Consider the following 17,790-nt stretch of genomic DNA (forward strand, 5'->3'; position numbering starts at 1 on the left):
ACATTTGTCCACTGTCGAAGGTTCAAGTGGGGCTGCTGGGCGCGGCGGGAAAACTACGAGCGTCAGTTACTCGTGTCAACAAGGTGCACAGGAAACGGCCGAATGACGCAGGGAACGATGAAGGGGTCACCCCGGCGGGGTGACCCCTGACCTGACGGAGGCCTAGCGAAGGGCGGAGTCGAGCGTCGCGCCGGCCGCGCCCACGACCGTGGAGACCGTGGCCGGCACCTTGGCCGGGAGGGCCACGACGGCGTCGACCGCGGTGGCGGGCTCTTCGCTGCCGGAGTCGTCCTGGACGTATCGCGTCTCGTAGTGCGACTGCGGGTCCCCCTCGGGCAGGTCCCGGCCATCGCGGGGAGACTCCGCGTCGGGTGGCTGGGGGACGGTGTCGCCCGGCGACCCGTTCCCGGGTTCCGTGGGGGCGTCGGGCCGCGCGGGTGCCCCGTTCTCCCCGTTCTCCTGCCCCTTCTTCGCCTCCGGCTTCTCCCCTCTCTTTTTCTGTGTCTTCTCGGACCCGGATCTCTCTCCGCGTGCGTCCGCGAGACCGCCGTCGAGCATCCAGCGCTGCGCCTCGGACCCGTCCCGTTCGGCGACCACCACGCTCACGCCCTCACCGGACGCGACGGCCAGCCCCTCGGACCGGCGTGGCAGAAGCTCGCCGTGGACGGTGAGGTCGTAGCGCACCTCACCGGCGTGCGCGAGGCAGTCCGCCAGGACGACTGTGCCCTCGTCGGCGTCGGAGTCGAGGCACAGGGTGGGGTCGGCGGCGCTGCCCAGCAGGCCGTTGTCCCGGTACGACCACTGCTGGGAAGCAGCGGACGAGCACTCCGCCAGCTCGGCCCGGGTACCGGAGCGGACCTCGCCGTCGCGGAGGTCCAGGCACAGGCCCCGGTCGAGATTGCGGAGCCTGCCCTGAGCGATCTCGACCGGGGCCTCGGCCGAGGCGGCCGACGGTGAGCCGCCGGACGAGGGCGGGGACACCGCGCCCGGGTGGACGGTCCTGCCGCTGGGCGCGCCCCAGGTGGCACCCGGGTCGGGGACGCCGCTCTCCTCGGTCCAGCCCTTGGCGGCGAGCACCGTCACGAGCAGCGCGAGAGCGGTGAGACCGACCCCCATGGCGACGGCCTTCGGACGGACACGCGGCGGAGCCAGGCGCTCCGGACGGTGCCGCCCGCCGTGACGCGGGCCATCCAACGGCGTCGGCGCCGAGCCGCCCCGCCTGGGCCGGGAGTCGAGGTAGCGCCGGGCGCCCCAGCCGAGCACGGTCTCGGCGAGCAGCACTTCGAGGCCGCCCTCGAAGTGGCTGAGCTGCTCTGCGGCGTGACGGCAGTAGCGGCATTCCGTCAGATGCTGCTGGACATCGGGCAGCAGGGCACCGCCCCGGCGAATGGGGACATCCAGGAGACGGTTGTAGTAACGGCATTCCCGGGTGGGCGCGAGTTCGCCGTGGGCGCGCACGCAGCCACTCCTGAATTGCTCGCGCACTCCCTCCAGTGCGGCCGATGCCGTGGCCGCGTCCACCCCCAGCAGACCAGCGGGTATGGTTATCGGTTCCGCCTCGACCTCGGTGTGCCAGAGAAGGCATTGCGAGGCCCCGGACAGGGCACGGAAAGCGCGTTCGGCGATGTGCCGCCTTTCGGGCGTCACGGACCGCGCCGCACGCAGCCCGCGGCCACCCGTGGGTTTGCCGAGTTCCGGCAACAGAGCGGAAATTTGGCCGTCTGCCGCCCACTCCTTCACCAGATCCCTTACAGCGGTGAGCAGTTGGGGGCGCAGCGCGCCGCCGCCCGGCCGGCCGAGCACGCGATGGAACGCGGCGGCGGCCACCATGGAGGCCGAACTCTCCGTGGACACCAGGCAGATGGCCGCGTAGTCGTAGGTGGCACGCCAGTGCCGGGCCATCAGCAGCGCGACGGCATGGGCGTTCGTGCCGGCCTTGCCGAGGTTCGCGACGAGATCGCGGTCGGACTCCGAGGGGCTCGCCCCGGGACGTGGCGGGTAGGGCGGTCGTGGGGGGTGAGGGGATTGCACTGAACCATTTCCTTCCCGGCCTCAGGACGGCATGGGGAATGCACGTCCGTCGGAAAGCAGGTGCCTGATTGGTGCGTACCTAGGCCGCGTCACCTGTGGACCGGCTATCGGGCCGCTCACTTTCGCACAAGCGACGTACAGGAAACAAGAAGTTCGAGTGACTGACGTTCAAAAGGCGAGAAATTCAGAATAGTTACCGGCGGTATCCGCACCCGCATTCGATAGCGCCGCCGAGTTGTGCGCCTAGTTGTGTGCAGCCAAGGACACTTGGTCCACGGAATCTTCAACTCCGCATCGACCGGCGACATGAGAGCCGCCGATCGACCAGGACACAGAAGAGGGACCCCGCACGTACGGCGGGGCCCCTCTTCGTGGTCCTACGGCAGACTCAGCCGTTCGGACGCAGCGTCCAGACGACGGTCATCTCCCCGGTGACGGCTCCGTCACCGCGCTGGATCTCGATGGCCACGGGGAACTCGGGGCGCTCCCCCGCATCCAGCTCCGCGACGACGTCGGCGGCCGGACGGCCCAGCGTCGCGGTGGCGGTGACGGCGCCCATGGCGAGCTTCTTGTAGGCGATCTCGGCGCTGACGGCGAGCGGAACGGCGCGCGAGAGCTGGTCGCCGAACGCGGCCAGCACGATCGCCCCGCTGGCGGACTCCCCGAGCGTGAACATGGCGCCGGCGTGCGGCCCGCCCACGTGGTTGTGGTACTCACTTTGGTCCGGCAGAGCCACCACGGCCTTGTCCGGCGTGGTCTCCAGGAACTCGAGGTTCAGGGTCCGGGCCATGGGCACGGTGGCGGCGAGCATCTCGCCGATCGACATCTGGTCTGCGCTCATGACGGTCATGTTACCCACGAGTAGGCTCCGGGGGACAGGGCGTGTGACGCAACAGATAGGTGGTCGATGTAAGGGGACGGTGGAGGTGACGGGCCGCGGACGGCGTTCGGGGCGAAGCGGTGCATCCGACCCGTGACCTGCACTTCGTTTGGCAAATCGAGGGCCGGGCGGCGATAGTCGGCCGGTGACCTCCGCCGCCGATCCCCGCCGCCGTTCCCGTCGCCCCGCCTGGGCCGGCCGCAACTACAGCCTGCTGACCGCCTCGGCGTTCGTCACGAACCTCGGCAGTCATGGCGCGCTGATCGCCGCGGCGTTCGCGGTACTGGAGGCCGGCGGCGACGGCGGCGACGTGGGCCTGGTGGCCGCTTCCCGCACCCTGCCCCTGGTGCTCTTCCTGCTGATCGGCGGCGCCGTCGCGGACCGGGTCCCGCGGCACCGTGTGATGGTCGCGGCCAACGCCCTCAACTGTGTCTCCCAAGCCGCCTTCGCCGTGCTAGTCCTCGCCGGCGAGGCCCAGCTGTGGCAGATGATGCTGCTGACCGCCCTCGGCGGCACCGGGCAGGCGTTCTTCAGCCCGGCGGCCGAGGGCATGCTGCTGTCGTCGGTCCAGGGCGAGCAGGCGAGCCGGGCGTTCGCCGTGTTCCGGATGGCCATGCAGGGGGCGGCGGTCGGCGGTGCCGCCCTCGGCGGTGCCATGGTGGCCGCGATCGGGCCCGGCTGGGTGCTGGCGGCGGACGCGGCGGCGTTCGCCGTCGCCGGATCCATGCGGGCGTTCCTCGACGTGAGTCACATTCCGCAGCGCGCGCCGGGCGGCGGCATGCTCTCCGATCTGCGGGACGGATGGCGGGAGTTCGCCGGGCGGCCCTGGCTGTGGGCTGTCGTCGTCCAGTTCTCCATCGCGAACGCGGTCGTCGCCGCGGCCGACGCGGTCTACGGCCCGCTGGTCGCCCGGGACCACCTGGGCGGGGCGGGCCCGTGGGGCCTGGCGCTGGGCTTCTTCGGCGCGGGCACGGTCGCCGGCGCCCTGCTCATGACCCGCTGGAAGCCACGCCGCCTGCTCCTCGCCGGCACCCTGTGCGTCTTCCCGCTCGCCCTCCCCTCCGCAGCGCTCGCCATTCCCGCGCCGATCAGCGTGCTGTGCGCGGTGATGTTCCTCACCGGCGTGACGCTGGAGGTGTTCGGCGTCTCCTGGATGACGGCGCTCCATCAGGAGATACCGGAGGAGAAGCTGTCCCGGGTCGCCGCGTACGACTGGTTCGGCTCGGTCGCGCTGGTCCCGCTGGCGACGGCACTGGCCGGCCCGGCGGAGACGGCGGTCGGGCGCACGTCCGCGCTGTGGGGCTGCGCCGCGCTGGTCGTGGTCGTCACGGCGGCGGTCCTGTGCGTACCGGACGTACGGAACCTCCGGCGTCGTACCAAGCAGGTGACCGCGAGCGGACACCTCGGCTCAGCCGATGCTGAAAGCCCCGTCCGGGGGCTCGGGTGACGGTACGGCGTCCTCGTCCCGCACCGGCCGTGCCCCGCCGATGAACTCGCGCAGGCCGGGCCCGTGTTCGACCCTCGCCGCAAAGGCGTCGGAGGCGGAGAGGCGGGCCAAGGCAGCCGTGTCGAAGGGCCGGTGCGCGGCGACGAGCACCGCGTTGCCGAACCGCCTGCCGCGCAGCACACCCGGTTCGGCGATCAGCGCCAGCTCCTCGAACACCGTGCCGTAGGTGGCGAGCTGGGACCGCAGGAAGGCGAAGGGCGCGGCATCGGCGAGGTTCGCCACATAGACGCCGCCTTCCCGCAGAACCCGCTCGGCCTGACGGACGTACGCGACCGACGTCAGGTGCGCCGGCACCCGAGACCCGCCGAAGACATCGGCGACCAGCACGTCGGCCGAGTCGTCCGCGGCGGCCTCGAGCCACTCCCGGGCGTCCCCGGCGTGCAGCCGGATGCCGACCCCGTCCGGAACCGGCAGATGCTCGGCGACCAGCTCCAGCAGGCCCCGGTCGGCCTCGACCACGTCCTGCCGGGAGCCGGGCCGGGTCGCGGCCACGTACCGGGGCAGCATGAGCGCGCCGCCCCCGAGATGCAGCACGTCCAGCGGCCGCCCCGCCTCGGCGACGGTGTCGAGCACATGCCCCAGCCGCCGGGCGTACTCGAACTCCAGGTAAGTCGGCTCGTCAAGATCGACGTACGACTGAGGAGCCCCGTCGACGGTGAGCAACCAGGCCCGCTTCCGATCGACGTCGGGCATCAGCTTGGCGGTGCCGTAGTCGACGGGCCGGGTCACGGGTATGGACTCGTTCACCTTCTCATTGTGGCGGCAGGACTCCGGAGAAGTGCACGGGAGCGCCCCTGCCAGGGACGCGGGGCACTGCGCGATCGGCCACGACGATCCCGCAGTGCCCCACGAACCGAACCCTCCTCACACGACGGCGGTCACGGTCCCCGCCCCGACCGTCCTGCCGCCCTCACGGATGGCGAACCCGAGCCCCGGCTCCAACGGCACCTCACGCCCCAGCTCGACGGTCATCGCAACCGTCTCCCCGGGCCGCGCGACACCCGCCTCACCGAGGTCGATGTCACCCACCACATCCGCCGTACGGATGTAGAACTGCGGCCGGTACCCGGTGACGACGGGAGTCGTACGCCCGCCCTCACGGGCCGAGAGCACGTACACCTGCGCGGCGAAACGGCGGCGCGGAACGACACTGCCCGGGGCGGCCACCACGTGCCCCCTGCGCACCGCGTCCCGGGGAACCCCGCGCAGCAACAGCGCCACGTTGTCCCCGGCCTGCGCCTCGTCCATCGGCTTGCCGAACGTCTCCAGGCCGGTGACCACGCTCTCCAGCCCGGCCCCGAGCACTTCGACCCGGTCGCCGACCCGCACGGTGCCCCGCTCCACGGCGCCGGTCACCACGGTCCCCCGGCCGGTGATCGTGAGCACGTTCTCGACGGACAGCAGGAACGGCGCGTCCACATACCGCTCCGGCATCGGAACGTACGTGTCCACCGCGTCCAGCAGCGCCTCGACGGACGCCGTCCACTTGGGGTCCCCCTCCAGGGCCTTCAGGCCCGACACCCGTACGACGGGCGCGGCGTCGCCGCCGTAGCCGTGTTCGGTGAGCAGGTCGCGGACCTCTAGCTCGACGAGGTCGATGAGCTCCTCGTCACCCGCGTCGGCCTTGTTGAGCGCGACCACGATGTGGTCGACGCCCACCTGCCGGGCGAGCAGCACGTGTTCGGCGGTCTGCGGCATGATCCCGTCGAGCGCGGAGACGACGAGGATCGCCCCGTCCAGCTGCGCGGCGCCGGTGACCATGTTCTTGACGTAGTCGGCGTGGCCCGGCATGTCCACGTGCGCGTAGTGGCGGGTGTCGGTCTCGTACTCGACGTGCGCGATGTTGATGGTGATGCCGCGCGCGGCCTCCTCCGGCGCCCGGTCGATGCGGTCGAACGGAACGAACGTGGAGGACCCGCGCTCGGCGAGGACCTTGGTGATGGCGGCGGTCAACGTGGTCTTGCCGTGGTCGACATGACCCATCGTGCCGATGTTCAGATGCGGTTTGGTGCGCACGTATGCCGTCTTGGACATGGCTGTACCTCGAAGTCTCTGCAAAGGTGATCTCGCCTACGAGAGCTCTCGTGCGAGATGGGGACCCCAAGGACTTGCCGACCCTCCCCCTGCGGGGTCCGCCGGACTATCCGGAGAGGGTCAGCTTCGGGCGCCGTCGACGGCGGTCAGGAGGACCAGAACGGCAGCCTTCGTGGCATCCGCGACTGCGGATGCTGCGAGGACGAAGGCGTGCCGGAACATGAGGTCGATCATCGTCGACGCAGTGCCCGGCGTCGAATGGTTTTTCGCTGATGGGGAGTTCGGGCCTTATGCCCCGATGTTCTTCAGCGCCTCCCGCACCGACAGCGGCGCGAACCTCCCCCGCTCCCGCGCCAGGAACTCCCGTACGGCCTCCGGGTCGGTCTTGGCGTACTCGCGAAGGCACCAGCCGACGGCCTTGCGGATGAAGAAGTCGGTGTGCCCGGACTGACGCAGGCAGTAGGCGAAAAGGCGTGAGGTGTCGGTGTGGTCCTTGTAGCGCAGCTGGTGAAGGAGCGCGGTGCGGGCGACCCACAGGTCGTCGTCGGCGATCCAGGCGTCCATGTCGGCGGTGAGCTTCGGATCGGCCGCGACGAGGCCGCCGACGACGTGCGCGGCCAGTGCGTCGACGGTGTCCCACCAGGAGACGGTCGTGACGAGGTGCCGGGTCACCGGCAGGAAGCCGGAGGAGCAGCGCCCCACGTGCCGGCGCAGATAGTCGACGGCGAAGTAGTGGTACTCGCGCTCGGGCAGCTCCCAGCAGCGCAGGGCGATCGCGGTGCAGTCGGCCTCGTCGGGGCGCGGTGTGCCCTTGACGACGGCGCGGGAGAGAGCGCGGCGCTCGGGGGTGGGGATGCCGAGGAACGGAGCGACGTCCTTCATGTACGCCCGGGCGGCGGCAGCGCGCTCAGGGTCCGCGGCGGCGGCGTATGCGGCGGTGAGCCGCTCCAGGACCGTGTCGGCCAGACCACTGCGGGGAACTTCCGTTGTTCCCCCTCCTGTGACGCTCATGAGACGAACCATACGGCGATCACACATCTTTGTCGGTTAGTGTCGCCGGATGCTCGACGATGCCACCACCCGCTCTGGGGGCACCGCCAAGGCCTCTTCCCCGGCCGCCGCCACGGAGCTCGCAGTACCCGCCCCCGCAGCCGTCCCTGTTCCCGTCCCCGTGCCCGCGGGCTTCTCCGCGCGCTGCACGAGAACGCTGCTGTCGCCGTGGTCCCGGCTGTCCCTGCTCCTGGTCCTGCTCGCGGCGGCGGCGTCGTCCGTGCTGCTCTTCGAGCCACAGAAGCTGCTGGCGGACGGCTGGCCGCCCCAGGTGGCGGGCCCGGCCGCGGTGGTGTTGTTCGCTGTGGCGTACGGACTGATCACGGTGGCGTTCGTGCCACGGCCTCTGTTGAACCTCGCGGCGGGCGCGCTCTTCGGCTCCGAGTGGGGCATCGGCGCGGCCATGGCGGGCACGGTGCTGGGGGCCGGGCTCGCCTTCGGGCTGGGCCGATTGCTCGGCCAGGAGGCGCTGCGCCCGCTGCTGCGCGGCCGGTTGCTGAAGGCGGCGGACGGCCAGTTCAGCCGACACGGTTTCCGCTCGATGCTGGCCGTGCGGCTGTTCCCCGGTGTGCCGTTCTGGGCCGCGAACTACGCCGCCGCCGTCTCCCGCATGGGCTACGTCCCGTTCCTGCTCGCGACGGCCATCGGGTCGATCCCGAACGTCGCCGCGTACGTCGTGGCCGGCGCCCGTGCCTCCACGCCGACGTCGCCCGCCTTCCTGATCGCGCTCGCCTGTATCGCGCTGCCGGCGCTGGCCGGCGCGGTGGTGGCGTGGCGCAAGCGCCACCACCTGCGGGGCCGCTGAACCGTTTCGCCTGATGCGGGCGCGGCTACACCGACTCCAGGATCATCGCGTTGGCGAGGCCGCCCGCCTCGCACATCGTCTGCAGGGCGTAGCGGGCGCCGCGCTCACGCATCGCGTGCACCAGCGTGGTCGTCAGACGGGTTCCGCTGGCGCCGAGCGGGTGGCCGATCGCGATCGCGCCGCCGTGCACGTTGACCTTCGCGAGGTCGGCGCCGGTCTCCTGCCGCCAGGCGAGGACCACGCTGGAGAAGGCCTCGTTGACCTCGAACAGGTCGATGTCGCCGAGGGACAGGTTCGCCCGGCGCAGCACCTTCTCCGTCGCCGGTATCACCCCGGTGAGCATGAGGACCGGGTCGGAGCCGGTGACGGAGAAGCTGTGCAGCCGGGCCAGGGGACGCAGGCCGAGCCGGGCGGCCGTCTCGCCGGACGTGATGAGCACGGCTGAGGCGCCGTCGTTGATGGGGCTCGCGTTGCCCGCGGTGACGTTCCACTCGATCTGCGGGAATCGCTCGGCGAAGACCGGGTCGTGGTAGGCGGGCTTGAGGCCGGCGAGGATCTCGGGGGTACTGCCGGGGCGTACGCATTCGTCGCGCGAGACGCCCTCCAGGGGCGCGACCTCGGCGTCGAAGAGGCCGTTGTCCCAGGCCGCGGCGGCCTTGTGGTGCGAGGAGACGGCGAACGCGTCCATCTGCTCGCGCGTGATCGACCACTTGGCCGCGATGAGTTCGGCGCTGATGCCCTGCGGGACGAGCCCCTCGGGGTAGCGCTCGGCGATGCCGGGGCCGAAGGGGTCCTTGCCGGGCGGCACGTTCGACCACATCGGCACCCGGCTCATCGACTCGACCCCGCACGCGACGACCATGTCGTACGCGCCCGAGATGACGCCTTGCGCGGCGAAGTGCACGGCCTGCTGGGAGGAGCCGCACTGGCGGTCCACGGTGGTCGCCGGGACCGTCTCCGGGAAGCCTGCCGACAGGGCCGCGTAGCGGGTGGTGTTCATGGCCTGCTCGCCGACCTGGTCGACGGTGCCGCCGATGACGTCGTCGATCAGCGCCGGGTCGACGCCCGAGCGCTCGACGAGGGTGCGCAGGGTGTGGGAGAGGAGTTCCACGGGGTGGACGTGCGCCAGGGCGCCGTTCGGCTTGCCCTTGCCTATCGGGGTGCGTACGGCTTCGACGATGACTGCGTCACGCATGGTGCGGGCCTCCTTGGCCGCCGGGGCGATCACCGGCGCGATTACCAGTGAGTAGGAAATTCGAACTCACCATAGCCCGGAGAGTTGGAAAATCAAACCCTCAAGTTGGAAAGTCGAACCCTCCCCCTAAACTGAGCCGCATGGCCGCCACCAAAGACCCGCGCCCCTGTTCGATCGCCGACGCGCTGGCGCTCGTCGGCGAGAAGTACTCGCTGCTCGTCCTGCGCGAGGTCTGCCTGGGCAACGGCCGCTTCGACCAGCTCGTGCGTAACATCGGCGCCCCGCGCGACATCCTGGCCACCCGGCTGCGCCGCCTCGTCGACGCCGGCATCCTCACCAAACGGGCCTACAGCGAGCGCCCGCAGCGGTTCGAGTACCGGCCCACGCCGGCGGGGCTGGAGCTGGAGCCGGTCCTGATGACCCTCATGGCGTGGGGCGACCGCCACCTGCGCACGGCCGACGACCGCCCCATGGTGATCGAGCACACCTGCGGAAACGAACTGGTCGCGGTGGTCACCTGCCGGGCCTGTGGCGGCGCGGTGCACCACGAGGACCTCACGGCCCACCCCCAGGCGCCCGGATGGACGGTGACGGGACCGACGGCATCCTGAGGCCTCTCGCTCCCGCCGGAGCGAGGCCCCTGTGCCGGAGCCTTCTTCGAGGGGCGCTACGCTGCCCCTCGACACCTGCGATCACTGCGCCGCCGACGCGGTGTCCCCCTTGATCCCTTGCCGCGACCAGCACTTGGACTCCGTAACTTCATGTCTTGGTTTGAATCGCTCATCCTCGGACTCGTCCAGGGGCTGACCGAGTTCCTCCCCGTGTCCTCCAGCGCGCACCTGCGCCTGACCGCGGCGTTCTCGGGATGGGAGGACCCCGGTGCGGCCTTCACGGCGATCACTCAGATCGGCACGGAGATCGCGGTACTGATCTACTTCCGCAAGGACATCGGGCGGATCATCTCGGCGTGGCTGCGGTCGCTGACCAACAAGGAGATGCGGCGCGACCACGACGCCCAGATGGGCTGGCTGGTGATCGTCGGCTCGATCCCGATCGGTGTGCTGGGTCTGACGCTCAAGGACCAGATCGAGGGCCCCTTCCGCGACCTGCGCATCACGGCGACCATGCTGATCGTCGTCGGCATCATCATCGGCATCGCGGACCGGCTGGCGGCACGCGACGAGTCGGGCGGCCGGCATCGCGCGGCAAAGCAGCGCAAGGGCCTTGAGGAACTGAACGTGAAGGACGGCCTGATCTTCGGCCTGTGCCAGTCCGCGGCACTCATCCCCGGAGTCTCCCGCTCCGGCGCCACCATCAGCGGCGGCCTCTTCATGGGCTACTCCCGCGAGTCCGCGGCCCGCTACTCCTTCCTCCTCGCCATCCCGGCCGTCCTCGCCTCCGGCCTGTTCGAGCTCAAGGACGCGATGGAGAACGACCACGTGTCCTGGGGCCCGACGATCTTCGCGACGGTGATCGCCTTCGTGACCGGCTACGCCGTCATCGCCTGGTTCATGAAGTTCATCTCGACCAAGAGCTTCATGCCGTTCGTCTGGTACCGCATCGCACTCGGCATCGTCATCATCGTCCTGGTCTCGGCGGGCGTACTGAGCCCGCATGCGGCGGAGTCGGCGGGCTGACGAGCACGCCGTTCTTGGCGCTCACCCAGCAGTTCGCCCGCGTCACCCCGGCCTACCTTGAACGCTGCCGCATCTCGGCACTCGACTCGCCGGGGGCAGCGCCGGGTTGGGATCCACCGCCGGGCGATCTGCTCGACACGGACTGGGCGATCTGGGGCCTCATCCGGTACTGCCGCGCGACGGGAACCGACGCGGACCTGATCGCACTGCTCGACCGGGCCGTCTCCGGGGACCCCGGCGGGGACATCGGCTTCCTCGACCACGACGAGGTGTACGACGGCATCGAGGGGCCGCCCCGCCTCCTCGCCGCTGCCGCAGTCGCGGAGATCGCCCGCGCCCTCTACGCCGTCGACCTGGACCACCTCCTGACCGACCTGCCGCCCCACCCCGAGGACGCTGCCGTCGCGTGCGGCTTCGGCCCTGAATTCGCCGGTGACGTACGGGCCTTTCTTGTCGAGCACTTCACCGCGATGCGGGAGTTCTACGGCGGCGCAACGCGGCGCGGGCAATGCCTGGTCGTGTGGATCGACTGACCGTCCGACCTGCTGACCCGTGAGTCGGCGCGGACGCTCATCGAAACCCCCACCCCGAAATCCGTGACCAATCACATACGTTCTGCGTAGCCGTTCGGTAGCGCACTGTCAGTCCTTGCCCCTAGGCTTGCCTCCATGTCCCCCCATTCCTTAGGCCCTGGTTCCGTGCGGTCTGCTGCCGAGGTGAACGAGGAAATTCGTGCCCTGTGGCTGCGCGCGGGCGGCTCGCTGTCAGCTCAGGAGCGCGCGGAGTACGAGCTGCTGGTGGTCGAGTGGGCGGCCGCGATCCGCGGTGCGGTCATCGAGGCGGCCTGAAGCAGGGAATCCCGGGCGAGCAGCGCCGGTTGACGCTCGGCCGCGTCCAGGTGGCCAGGTGCGCCATGACGTCCACCCAACGGGTACGGCCGCTCGTTCGGCAACAGCTCGGCCGCACGCTCCAGTTCACCCGCCCGCACACGCGCTTGCATATCCCTGGCGAGCGGCGTCACATCCTCGATGCCGAGGATCCATTCGTCCGCGTACCGTGCCGTCGCCTCCCCTCCGAGCCCCAGCTGCAAGGACCGGTACGGCAAAGGGTTGAGGCGCAGATCGCGCTCCGGATCCCACTGCACGCGCGGGCGCGGCCCTCAACTGCCGCTTCCAGGCGTCCCGGTCGCCGTGCAGCGCCGACACGTAGTGCGAGAGACACGCGTGACGCAGCGCCCACTCGAAGCCCTCACGGCTGATGTAGACGGCGAGGACGGTCCCCTGGTGCTCCTTTGCTGCCCAGCCGCAGCGGTACATCATCCAGAGGGAACGACGGCTTGATCCACGTCAAGGCGTGTTCACAGACCCTTTACGGGTCACAACCCGGTCTGTCGCCGCTCGCATGCCGGCATCGGCTCCCGGAGCCGATGCCGACTTCGGAGCGGGACTCACGGCGTGCGGAGGGTGCAATCGCAGGGCGGAGGCGGCACCGGACGTGCAACTGTTCGGGACCGGCGGGAGTCTAGCGAGCGAAGCGATGTTCTCCCGGAAGACACCGTCCGTTTGCCCGCGTTCCGACAGAGGTTCTCTCCATGCCGATGCCCCCGCACAACCGTCGCGCCTCCCGTGCCGCCGTTGCCGCCCTCGGCGCCGCCGGCCTGATCGCGCTGGCCGCGGCTCCCGCCGCCTTCGCCGATGAAGCCGCACCAGAATTGGTCATTGGCGGCATCGCGCCGATCGGCGGAGTGCAACCGGGAAGCAGCTTCGATCTGCCGGTCACCGTGGGGAACAAGGGCACCGAAGCCGCCGAGAAGGTGTGGGTCACCTACGCCGTCACCTGGGGGCTCGATTTCGCGGAGGTTCCCTCCAACTGCCGAACACAGCAGGTCCGGTCCTACGACGAGATGCCCGAGAGATGGACCGCGGTATGCGGGTTCGACCAGGCGGTGGAGCCGGGCGTCGTCTACACGCCCGAGAGGCCTCTTCGTGCCAAGGCCCTGGACCGCGCGTTCAACGACGAGCTGCTTCTGCGTGTCGATGAAAACGATCCGGGCGCGGACGAGAACGGCACTCTTCCGGTGGCGGGAACCGCACCGGCAGTGAAACTGGTCGAGGCACAAGCCACGGGCGAAGGGTCCGCGCGAGTCGTCATTGTGCCCGTCACCTCCGTCAACACGGCCGACTACCAGGTGACGGGTGCCGCGTTGAGGGGGCGCGTCGGTGAAGCGGTGCCGATGAAGGCGGAGTTCACCAACGCCGGGCCCGCCTGGGTCATGGCCAAGGTGGGCGAGCGGTCCGCAAGGGTCATGATCACGCCGCCCGCCGGAACGTCGGTGGTCAAGACCCCCGGTTTCTGCAAGGCCAAGGGTGAGGCGTACGAGTGCGGCATGAGTCAGCGGGCTCTCAACGAGGGCGGCCGAGAGACCTACACCTTCCAGCTGAAGATCGACAAGCGGGTGGCGCACGCCAGGGGCTCGGTGGCGCTGAGCACCGAGGCGCGGCCGTCCGACCCCGACAAGTCCAACGACAAGGCCGACATCACGCTGGACGTCACGGGTGGAGGGCCGACCGGCTCGCCGGGCAGCTCGACCGGTGGCTCGGGCGGATCTGCCGGCGGGTCGGCCGGCGGGGCGTCGTCGACCGGCGCCGACGGGACCACGGCGAATGGCGGCAATCTGGCAGAGACCGGGTCCTCGGCGCTGCCGATCACGAGCGTGGCTGCCGCGGCGGTGGTCACGGGGGCGGGCATGCTCGTCATCGTGCGCCGCCGTCGGGCCCGAAGCCTGGACTGACCACCGTCCGACGCGAGCGGTGGAACCCACTCCGGGCCGCCGCCGCGCTTGCCTTGATCCGCAGCCCCTCGGACATTTCCCGACCCGAGCCGAGGGATGTCACCGCATCGGGGGCTCACATCAGGGCATGTAGTACTCGGCGTACCAAGTGGAGTGTCCTTCGACGGTGAAGCCCTCGAAATCGCCGGCGTCTTCACGGCTGATCAAACGTTGCAGTGCCACGTCGGCTTTGGGTGAGTCCCGGCTCGTCAGGTACTCCTTGGTCGTGGCCAGTCCGCTACCGCACAGCAAATCGATGTCGATCGAGCAGTCGGTATCCATGCCGGCGGTCTTGGCCTGCCAGATGAGCAGGATGTCGTCGAAGACACCGGCGTTGAAAGCTGAACGCAGCACAGTTTCATCAGCTCCGTGTCACCGTCACCCTGCGTACGCTTCTCCAGTCGGGTGCAGCACGGCCTCATCAGCTCCGTGTTGGGCTGCAGATGGCACATCACGACCGCAGCAGGGAGCGACTGTCCGTGGCTTGAGGCGCGGGACGACGAGGCGCGTTGTAGGGCTCATCGGCATGACAAGCACACCCTTGCCGGAACTGGCCCCATGTAGTGGATTGTTGGCAGCGCGAGCTCGCGATGCACGGCATAGTGGACCACGCTGCCCAATGGATCGGGGAGGGAGGGCGACATGTCTCGCCCTTTGAAGATCACAGTCGTCATCGTGGCCGCGGCTGCAATCGCATCAACGCCAGCAGTCTGGCTACTGGGCGGCGTCGGCGCCGGTCAGTTGGTCGGGGCTACCATCCAGGCCGCCGTTGCCATCGCCGCTATGGTCTGGACGCTGTTCCAGCCCTCAAGCAATCGTCCGCACGACTCGGCAGTTCGAACGGGGCAGGCTGACGCTAGTGGTGGAGCGACAGCCGTGTCGGGTATCAGGCGTCGACAGGCACCCACCGGCGGAACCGCGAAGGTGCAAAAGACCGGAAACGCTACCGCCACCGGCGAGGGGAGCAATGCAGTCAGCGGTATCGACTATAGCTAAGCACTCGCAGAGGAGGTAAAGGGGGACTGTTGAGTGGGCGGGGGAGACCAGCGCGCAGCGGGTTTTGGGGACATCATCGAGGCACATGTGGTGGTGGCGGAGACCGGCGCGGCGACAGGCGACACTGGGGCAACGGCGGTGACTGGTTACCGTGGACCACCCCCGGATCAGAGCGCTGCTGGGGTGCAGGTGTCTGCAACCGGCGATGCCACCGCGGCGGCGGGCGGCCTGGCCATCACCGGTTACCTGCACCAGGTCAGCGCTGAGCAGCTAATCATCGTGCATCAGCAGGGGTCTTGCCATCCTGCGGCGTGGCCGCACCAGGTTGGTGTCATCCCGCCCAGGGCGCAGTCTTACCAACACCGTGCTGAAATGGTCCGCCTGCGAGCCGCCGTAGGAGACGGCTATACCGCTGTGCTGCACCAACACCCGGCCGGCAGGGTGTTGGCTGGGATGGGTGGGGTTGGCAAGACTCAGCTTGCCGCCGACTATGCGCGAACCGCCTGGGCTGACGGCAGCCTGGACGTGCTGGTGTGGATCACGGCGAGTAGTCGCTCGGCCATTGTGACGAGGTATGCCCAAGCTGGTGTTGAGCTGTGCCAAGCCGGCCCCGATGCCCCCGAGCAAGCCGCGGGGACGTTTCTGGCTTGGTTGACACCCAAGGCCGAAGCGAAGCCATGCCGGTGGCTTATCGTCTTGGACGATGTTGGTGATCCTGATGACCTGAGAGGGCTATGGCCGCCCGCAAGCCCGCTGGGCCGGACGCTGATCACCACCCGTCGTCGCGATGCCGCTCTGACAGGGGGAGGCCGTCGTTTAGTCGAGGTCGGCCTCTTCACCGAGGCTGAGGCTGTCGGTTACCTCACCGAGTCCCTGGCCGCGCACAACCGCAGCGAGCCCGTCCAGCATCTCATCGCACTGACTAACGACCTCGGTCATCTTCCGTTGGCTCTTTCGCAAGCCGCTGCCTACCTTTCTGACTCAGGCGAGAGCGTGGCCGCATATCGAGAGTTGTTCACCCATCGGACCACCAAGCTGGTCGATACTGCTCCCGACAGGCTGCCCGACGACCAAGATCTTCCTCTTGCTGCGTCCTGGTCGCTTTCCATTGATCGTGCTGACAGCCTCCAGCCCGTCGGCCTAGCCCGTCCCATGCTTCACCTCTGTGCATTGCTGGACGCCAACGGAATTCCTCAGACCGTCCTGACCAGCCAGCCTGCGCTCACTCATCTCACCAAGCACAGGAGCCGAACTCGCGATAGCGGTGCCGCAGAGCCGACACTTGTTTCACATCGGGAAGCTGTGCGCGCCCTGCGTGCTCTCCATCGCCTTCACCTTGGCAACCACGCTCCCGATACGCCACATTTGGCCGTGCGTGTCCACCAACTCATCCAGCGTGCTGCCCGTGACACGCTCACCGCCGATCAGCACGCTGCCTATGCCCGCACTGCAGCTGATGCCCTCATGGCTGCGTGGCCCGAGGTTGAGCGGGACTCTGTCTTGACTCAAGCGCTCCAAGCCAATGTCACAGCTCTCTACGGGGCCGCTGAACAGGCTCTTTGGCACCCCGACGCGCACTCTGTTCTGTTCCATGCCGGGACCAGGCTCGGCGCATCAGGACAGCTCACCGAGGCGCTCGCGTACTGGCAGCGCATGGTTACTGACGCGGCCCATCACCTCAGCCCTCATCACCCGGACGCACTCCTACCCCGCCACCGGCTAGCGCATTGGCAGGGATTGACGGGAAATCTGACTACCGCCATCAGCGCTCTGGAATGCCTATTGCCTGTTCAGCAAGGAGTTTTGGGGCCCGATGCTCCTGAAACGCTGCTGACCCGCTACGAACTGGCTCGATGGCGCGGCGCCGCAGGTGACGCATCCGGGACCATTCAGGCGTATGAGGAACTCCTCGAAGACTCCGTACGCGTGCTGGGGGCGGAGCACCCCGACGCGGTGACCGTCCGTCAGGACCTCGCCTTTTGGAGAGCGAAGGGCGGAGAACCCGCCAGAGCCGTAACCGAATTACAAGACATCCTGTGCAACCATCTACAAACGAGCCGATACGACCAGGTACGCATCCTGAAAATTCGGCACAACATCGCGTTCTTCACAGGAGAAGCCGGAGATTCAGCCGCTGCGGTCACATTGTTCGAGGAGCTCTTGAGGGACTACATCACACTGTTCGGTCCCGACCACAGTCGTACCCTGGGGGACGCAGCAGCGCCGCTCGCCCTCTGGCGGGGTCGGGCCGGGGATCCAGCCACAGGTGCCAACGATCTCGAACAGCTCATTGCCCGCATGGGAAGAGTCCTGGATCCTGCTGACCCGGCCATACCGTACGCCTGGCAATGGCTCGCAAGTTGCCAAGGAGCGGCCGGATATCCAATTGCAGCAGTAGCCACCTTGGAACGGTCGTTGAGTGATCCACGCCGAAGGTTTGGCTCTGACCACCCTCAGACCCTGACGAGCCGACGCGATCTTGCCCACTGGCGCGGTATGGCTGGAGATCCTTTGATGGCGGTCAGCGAACTGGAACTGCTTCTCTCTGACATGTTGCGAATCCTCGGTCCTCGCCACCCTGACACTGGCAAAACTCGAGAGGACCTCCTCCACTGGCGGCAAGAGACAACGAAGCCGACTTGACTCCGAGGTTTTGAAGGAAGGCACCACGCAACTGCTCGCCGCGATACGTGACCGAGCCATCCCGTACGACGTACGAGCTCTGCCGCCCGTACTGCTCTCATCGCCGTGATGGTCAACCTGAACGAGATGGGTAGCCGTCATCGCGAAAGAAGCGGCGACGTGTACAGATGCTGCTGCACCGG

15 protein-coding genes and 1 pseudogene are annotated in these 17,790 nt (G+C 68.9%); 8 read left to right on the top strand and 8 right to left on the bottom strand.

What is annotated here, in order from left to right; translation table 11 throughout:
- Positions 1-162: 162 nt before the first annotated feature.
- Both ACZ7M7_RS21190 and ACZ7M7_RS21195 read right to left on the bottom strand, forming a co-directional pair.
- Entirely contained in the window at positions 163-2,031 is a 1,869-nt protein-coding gene (locus ACZ7M7_RS21190) for an RICIN domain-containing protein (protein ID WP_472119091.1), read from the bottom strand.
- A 388-nt stretch (positions 2,032-2,419) separates the two neighbouring features.
- The gene (locus ACZ7M7_RS21195) at positions 2,420-2,857 is read right to left on the bottom strand and encodes a DUF4442 domain-containing protein (RefSeq protein ID WP_472119290.1); all 438 of its coding nucleotides are present in this window, start codon (positions 2,855-2,857) and stop codon (positions 2,420-2,422) included.
- A gap of 199 nt (positions 2,858-3,056) precedes the next feature.
- Between ACZ7M7_RS21195 and ACZ7M7_RS21200 the strand changes: the two genes are divergently transcribed.
- On the top strand, positions 3,057-4,358 hold the full coding sequence (locus ACZ7M7_RS21200) for an MFS transporter (protein ID WP_472119094.1): 1,302 nt from the start codon (positions 3,057-3,059) through the stop codon (positions 4,356-4,358).
- Here the strand turns inward: ACZ7M7_RS21200 and ACZ7M7_RS21205 are convergent.
- The 3 genes from ACZ7M7_RS21205 to ACZ7M7_RS21215 form a co-directional block, all read right to left on the bottom strand.
- Entirely contained in the window at positions 4,320-5,165 is an 846-nt protein-coding gene (locus tag ACZ7M7_RS21205) for a spermidine synthase (RefSeq protein WP_383599515.1), read from the bottom strand. The genes ACZ7M7_RS21200 and ACZ7M7_RS21205 overlap by 39 nt on opposite strands.
- A 117-nt stretch (positions 5,166-5,282) precedes the next feature.
- On the bottom strand, positions 5,283-6,452 hold the full coding sequence (tuf, locus tag ACZ7M7_RS21210; RefSeq protein ID WP_451165748.1) for an elongation factor Tu: 1,170 nt from the start codon (positions 6,450-6,452) through the stop codon (positions 5,283-5,285).
- 288 nt (positions 6,453-6,740) lie between these two features.
- Positions 6,741-7,463 carry a DNA alkylation repair protein gene (locus ACZ7M7_RS21215; protein WP_472119098.1) on the bottom strand — a complete coding sequence of 241 codons (723 nt, stop codon included), beginning with the start codon at positions 7,461-7,463 and terminating at the stop codon, positions 6,741-6,743.
- 49 nt (positions 7,464-7,512) lie between these two features.
- On the opposite strand from ACZ7M7_RS21215, the gene ACZ7M7_RS21220 reads away from it, so the two are divergent.
- Positions 7,513-8,307, top strand: coding sequence for a TVP38/TMEM64 family protein (locus tag ACZ7M7_RS21220; protein WP_472119101.1), 795 nt, complete (start codon positions 7,513-7,515; stop codon positions 8,305-8,307).
- 25 nt (positions 8,308-8,332) lie between these two features.
- On the opposite strand, the gene ACZ7M7_RS21225 is transcribed toward ACZ7M7_RS21220, so the two are convergent.
- Positions 8,333-9,502 carry a thiolase family protein gene (locus ACZ7M7_RS21225; RefSeq protein WP_383599527.1) on the bottom strand — a complete coding sequence of 390 codons (1,170 nt, stop codon included), beginning with the start codon at positions 9,500-9,502 and terminating at the stop codon, positions 8,333-8,335.
- Between the two features lie 140 nt (positions 9,503-9,642).
- Between ACZ7M7_RS21225 and ACZ7M7_RS21230 the strand changes: the two genes are divergently transcribed.
- The 4 genes from ACZ7M7_RS21230 to ACZ7M7_RS21245 all read left to right on the top strand — a co-directional run bounded on the left by ACZ7M7_RS21230 (position 9,643) and on the right by ACZ7M7_RS21245 (position 11,987).
- Positions 9,643-10,113, top strand: coding sequence for a winged helix-turn-helix transcriptional regulator (locus ACZ7M7_RS21230; RefSeq protein ID WP_472119104.1), 471 nt, complete (start codon positions 9,643-9,645; stop codon positions 10,111-10,113).
- Positions 10,114-10,263: 150 nt separating this feature from the next.
- Positions 10,264-11,139, top strand: a complete 876-nt coding sequence (locus tag ACZ7M7_RS21235) for an undecaprenyl-diphosphate phosphatase (RefSeq protein ID WP_383599533.1) — start codon at positions 10,264-10,266, stop codon at positions 11,137-11,139.
- A 14-nt stretch (positions 11,140-11,153) separates the two neighbouring features.
- Positions 11,154-11,672, top strand: a complete 519-nt coding sequence (locus ACZ7M7_RS21240; protein WP_472119107.1) for a DUF1877 family protein — start codon at positions 11,154-11,156, stop codon at positions 11,670-11,672.
- Positions 11,673-11,807: 135 nt separating this feature from the next.
- On the top strand, positions 11,808-11,987 hold the full coding sequence (locus ACZ7M7_RS21245) for a hypothetical protein (RefSeq protein ID WP_328883049.1): 180 nt from the start codon (positions 11,808-11,810) through the stop codon (positions 11,985-11,987).
- 55 nt (positions 11,988-12,042) lie between these two features.
- Here ACZ7M7_RS21245 and ACZ7M7_RS21250 read toward each other — a convergent pair.
- Positions 12,043-12,489 (bottom strand): annotated as a pseudogene (locus tag ACZ7M7_RS21250) (DUF4291 domain-containing protein); the annotation flags it as partial.
- Between the two features lie 241 nt (positions 12,490-12,730).
- Here ACZ7M7_RS21250 and ACZ7M7_RS21255 point away from each other — a divergent pair.
- Positions 12,731-13,930 carry a hypothetical protein gene (locus ACZ7M7_RS21255; RefSeq protein ID WP_472119110.1) on the top strand — a complete coding sequence of 400 codons (1,200 nt, stop codon included), beginning with the start codon at positions 12,731-12,733 and terminating at the stop codon, positions 13,928-13,930.
- 120 nt (positions 13,931-14,050) lie between these two features.
- On the opposite strand, the gene ACZ7M7_RS21260 is transcribed toward ACZ7M7_RS21255, so the two are convergent.
- Positions 14,051-14,323, bottom strand: a complete 273-nt coding sequence (locus ACZ7M7_RS21260) for a hypothetical protein (RefSeq protein WP_451165735.1) — start codon at positions 14,321-14,323, stop codon at positions 14,051-14,053.
- A gap of 675 nt (positions 14,324-14,998) precedes the next feature.
- On the opposite strand from ACZ7M7_RS21260, the gene ACZ7M7_RS21265 reads away from it, so the two are divergent.
- The gene (locus ACZ7M7_RS21265) at positions 14,999-17,608 is read left to right on the top strand and encodes a tetratricopeptide repeat protein (protein WP_472119113.1); all 2,610 of its coding nucleotides are present in this window, start codon (positions 14,999-15,001) and stop codon (positions 17,606-17,608) included.
- Positions 17,609-17,790: the final 182 nt, after the last annotated feature.

The organism is Streptomyces sp. NPDC111606, assembly GCF_055656945.1.

Coding starts and splice junctions, on each gene's coding strand:
- ACZ7M7_RS21195 (WP_472119290.1), bottom strand. CDS start 2,857: ATGTCGATCGGCGAGATGCTCGCCGCCACCGTGCCCATGGCCCGGACC.
- tuf (WP_451165748.1), bottom strand. CDS start 6,452: ATGTCCAAGACGGCATACGTGCGCACCAAACCGCATCTGAACATCGGC.
- ACZ7M7_RS21215 (WP_472119098.1), bottom strand. CDS start 7,463: ATGAGCGTCACAGGAGGGGGAACAACGGAAGTTCCCCGCAGTGGTCTG.
- ACZ7M7_RS21220 (WP_472119101.1), top strand. CDS start 7,513: ATGCTCGACGATGCCACCACCCGCTCTGGGGGCACCGCCAAGGCCTCT.
- ACZ7M7_RS21225 (WP_383599527.1), bottom strand. CDS start 9,502: ATGCGTGACGCAGTCATCGTCGAAGCCGTACGCACCCCGATAGGCAAG.
- ACZ7M7_RS21230 (WP_472119104.1), top strand. CDS start 9,643: ATGGCCGCCACCAAAGACCCGCGCCCCTGTTCGATCGCCGACGCGCTG.
- ACZ7M7_RS21235 (WP_383599533.1), top strand. CDS start 10,264: ATGTCTTGGTTTGAATCGCTCATCCTCGGACTCGTCCAGGGGCTGACC.
- ACZ7M7_RS21245 (WP_328883049.1), top strand. CDS start 11,808: ATGTCCCCCCATTCCTTAGGCCCTGGTTCCGTGCGGTCTGCTGCCGAG.
- ACZ7M7_RS21255 (WP_472119110.1), top strand. CDS start 12,731: ATGCCGATGCCCCCGCACAACCGTCGCGCCTCCCGTGCCGCCGTTGCC.